At 41.3% G+C, this 3,326-nt stretch carries 3 protein-coding genes, 1 pseudogene and 1 riboswitch; all 4 genes and pseudogenes read left to right on the top strand.

The window, feature by feature from the left end:
- The first annotated feature begins 110 nt into the window (after window positions 1–110).
- A riboswitch (TPP riboswitch) is annotated at window positions 111–199 on the top strand.
- A 158-nt stretch (window positions 200–357) separates the two neighbouring features.
- On the top strand, window positions 358–918 hold the full coding sequence (locus GMD4S_RS07475) for an ECF transporter S component (protein ID WP_000915263.1): 561 nt from the start codon (window positions 358–360) through the stop codon (window positions 916–918).
- A complete protein-coding gene (locus tag GMD4S_RS07480; RefSeq protein WP_000523384.1) occupies window positions 919–2,304 on the top strand; it encodes an ATP-binding cassette domain-containing protein in 1,386 nt (461 codons plus the stop codon).
- A 1-nt stretch (window position 2,305) separates the two neighbouring features.
- Window positions 2,306–2,956: an energy-coupling factor transporter transmembrane component T gene (locus GMD4S_RS07485; RefSeq protein ID WP_000598424.1), complete on the top strand. Its 651-nt coding sequence runs from the start codon at window positions 2,306–2,308 to the stop codon at window positions 2,954–2,956.
- A gap of 10 nt (window positions 2,957–2,966) precedes the next feature.
- A pseudogene (locus GMD4S_RS07490) lies at window positions 2,967–3,326 on the top strand (thiaminase II); the annotation flags it as partial.

The raw sequence follows: 3,326 nt of genomic DNA on the forward strand, positions 1-3,326 counted from the left end.
CTTTTATGTAGATTAAAAGAATGAACAAACAAACTATATAAATATATTTTCCAGTCAAATATCTTGCTAGGGCTTTCAAATTCTGTTATACTGGTCCAGTAATAAAATAATAAAGACATTTGGGGTGCCTTAGGCTGAGATGATACCCATTGAACCTGATACAGTTAATACTGGCGAAGGGAAATGTGAAAAGGTTTTTTTCGTATGTTGAAAAGAACTGTCTAATCTTGTAAGGTAAACTCTAATTCTCTTTTGTAATTGGAGTTTTTTTGTTTATCAAAAGAGGATAGGCTTGACGGCAAGCCTTTTGGTAGCTCACCTTGAATGCCCCACTTTTCTTTAAAAAAGGAGTTTTTTATGTTGAAAAAATGGCAGTTAAAAGATGTTATCTTACTTGCTTTCTTGTCTATCTTTTTTGGTGGCGTTTTTGTGGGTTCAGGCTATCTGTTTGATATCCTCACTCTGATCTTGGCCCCTCTTGGTTTGCAGGCCTTTGCCAATGAGATCCTTTTTGGTCTCTGGTGTATGGCTGCGCCCATTGCGGCTATCTTTGTTCCAAGAATTGGAAGCGCAACGATTGGAGAAGTGCTCGCTGCGCTTGCTGAAGTCCTTTATGGTAGCCAATTCGGTCTAGGTGCTCTTTTGTCCGGCTTGGTTCAAGGGTTGGGAAGTGAATTTGGTTTTATTGTGACCAAGAATCGTTATGAAAGTTGGCTCTCTCTAACTGCTAATAGTATTGGGATTACTCTTTTTAGCTTTGTCTATGAATACATTAAATTAGGTTACTATGCCTTCTCCCTTCCTTTTGTCCTTTCCTTGCTGGTGGTGCGTTTTATTTCCGTCTTTTTCTTCTGTACCATCTTGGTTCGTGCCATTGTCAAACTCTATCATCAGTTTGCAGCTGGAGGAAAGGCATAGATGGGCTTGAAATTACGGGAGATTCAGTCCCCAATCTTCTCAGAGCCAATTGATTTTACTTTTCATGCGCAAGCCTTTACCTTGTTAGTTGGGAGCAGTGGTTCAGGAAAATCCAGCCTCTTTCAAGTCATTGCCCAAGTCAGTTCTCTTCCCTATAGTGGTCAAGTCCTGATAGATGGGAGCGAAGTCAGTCAGCTTTCTATCGTCGAACGTGTCCAGACAGTTGGCATTCTCTTTCAAAATCCCAATCATCAATTTACTATGGAGAACTTGTTTGAGGAATTGATTTTTACCTTGGAGAATATCGGCCATCCTGTTCAAGAGATTGATTCTAAAATAGCAGAGGTGGTTCGGCAATGTCGTTGCGAGCCAATCTTGCACCGTCCCATTCATCACCTATCAGGTGGGGAAAAGCAAAAGGCTGCGCTAGCTGTCCTCTTTGCCATGAATCCTAGGGTCTATCTCTTGGATGAGCCCTTTGCTTCCATTGACCGCAAGAGCAGAATCGAGATATTGGAGATTCTAAAAGAGTTGGTTCTTGATGGGAAGACAGTCATCCTGTGCGACCATGATTTATCAGACTATGAAGTCTATATCGACCATATGGTGGAGCTAAGAGACGGCCAGTTAAGGGAGGTGTTTCAAATCCCTTACTCTGAGATGACACAGGTTGCTTCAAAGGAAGTTGCTTCTAGTTCAGAACTATTCCATTTGGATCGTGTGACTTGTGAGCTGGATCATCGCCCCCTCTTTTCGCTTGCGGATTTTACTATCTACCAAGGAATTTCCTGTATCTTGGGTGACAATGGTGTCGGGAAATCAACCCTCTTTCGCTCTATTCTTCAATTTCAAAAGTATAAGGGGCGAATTACTTGGAAGGGGAAAGTCCTGAAAAAGAAAAAGAGTTTGTATCGTGATCTGACCGGTGTTGTTCAGGAAGCTGAGAAGCAGTTTATCCGAGTCAGTCTGAGAGAGGAACTGCAATTAGATAGTCCAGACTCGGAAAGAAATCAGCGGATTGTCCAAGCTTTACGATATTTTAATCTGGAGCAGGCGCTTGAGAAGAGTCCCTATCAATTAAGTGGTGGCCAACAAAAGATTCTTCAGCTTTTGACCATCTTGACCAGCAAGGCTTCTGTGATCTTGCTAGATGAACCTTTTGCAGGTTTGGATGATAGAGCCTGCGACTACTTTTGTCAGTGGATGTTGGAGGAGAGCAATCAAGGAAGAAGTTTTTTGATTATTAGCCATCGTTTAGATCCCTTGATCTCTGTGGTTGATTATTGGATTGAGATGACTAGTGAGGGGCTCAGTCATCTCCAAGACGTGACCATCAGCAAACCTCTCCCATTTCTGAACAATGATACTCTAGGGGAGGTGAGGTAGTATGATCAAAGTAGCAACCAAGACACCAGTTATCAGCCTCTTCTTTCTAATTTTATCCTTGGAAACATCCTTCATTCCTTCGATTGCTCTTAATCTTTCTGTAGTCGCATTTTGCATACTCTTTTTGCTCTATCACCGTCGATTTAAAATGTTGGCTTGGATGCTTGTGCTCGCCATTTTGCCATCCTTTGCTAACTACTGGGCAGTCCAGTTACATGGGGATGCTTCGCAGGCAGTGATACTTGGAACGAGGGCTTTTGTGACGGTTTGTATCGGTCTTGTCTTTGTTTCCTCTATTTCCCTAAAAGAGCTTCTTTTGTACTTAGCTCAAAAGGGGTTATCACGGTCTTGGGCTTATGCCTTGATTGTGGTATTTAATTCCTTTCCCCTTATTCAGCAGGAGATCAAGTCCCTCAAAGAAGCTTGCTTATTGCGTGGTCAAGAACTGCATGTTTGGTCTCCCCTGATTTACAGTAAGGTTCTGATGACGGTTTTTAGGTGGCGCCATCTTTACCTGAGAGCTTTGTCTGCACATGGATATGATGAGCATGCACAGTTGGAGAATCGCTATCGGACTTTTTATATTTCTAAAAAAACAAAATTAATCTACCTGCTGTTCTTTTTATTGCTTCAAACCAGTTTATTTCTATAAAGGAGTTATTATGGAATTTACAGATATTGCGATGGAATTATCCAAGGAAGCTTGGCAGGCTTCTTTTCATCATCCCTTTATTTTACAATTACAAGAGGGAAATTTAGAACCTTCTATTTTCCGCTATTATTTAATTCAGGATGCTTATTACCTGAAGTCTTTTTCAGAAGCCTATCACCTCTTGGCTGATAAGACTTCAAACGAGGAAATGAAAAGACTCTTGAAACAAAATGCCCAGAGTCTAGTGGAGGGTGAGTTGTTTATTCGCCAACAATTTTTCAAGGAATTAGGAATCAGCGACCAGGAAATGGAGCAACATCCAATCGCTCCAACCTGTTATCATTACATTTCTCATATTTATCGCCAGTTT

It is taken from the genome of Streptococcus sp. GMD4S, from assembly GCF_000296955.1.

What these genes read in the sequence shown, in the direction of transcription:
- GMD4S_RS07485 (WP_000598424.1), top strand. Translation starts at nt 2,306, where the DNA reads ATGATCAAAGTAGCAACCAAGACACCAGTTATCAGCCTCTTCTTTCTA.
- GMD4S_RS07480 (WP_000523384.1), top strand. Translation starts at nt 919, where the DNA reads ATGGGCTTGAAATTACGGGAGATTCAGTCCCCAATCTTCTCAGAGCCA.
- GMD4S_RS07475 (WP_000915263.1), top strand. Translation starts at nt 358, where the DNA reads ATGTTGAAAAAATGGCAGTTAAAAGATGTTATCTTACTTGCTTTCTTG.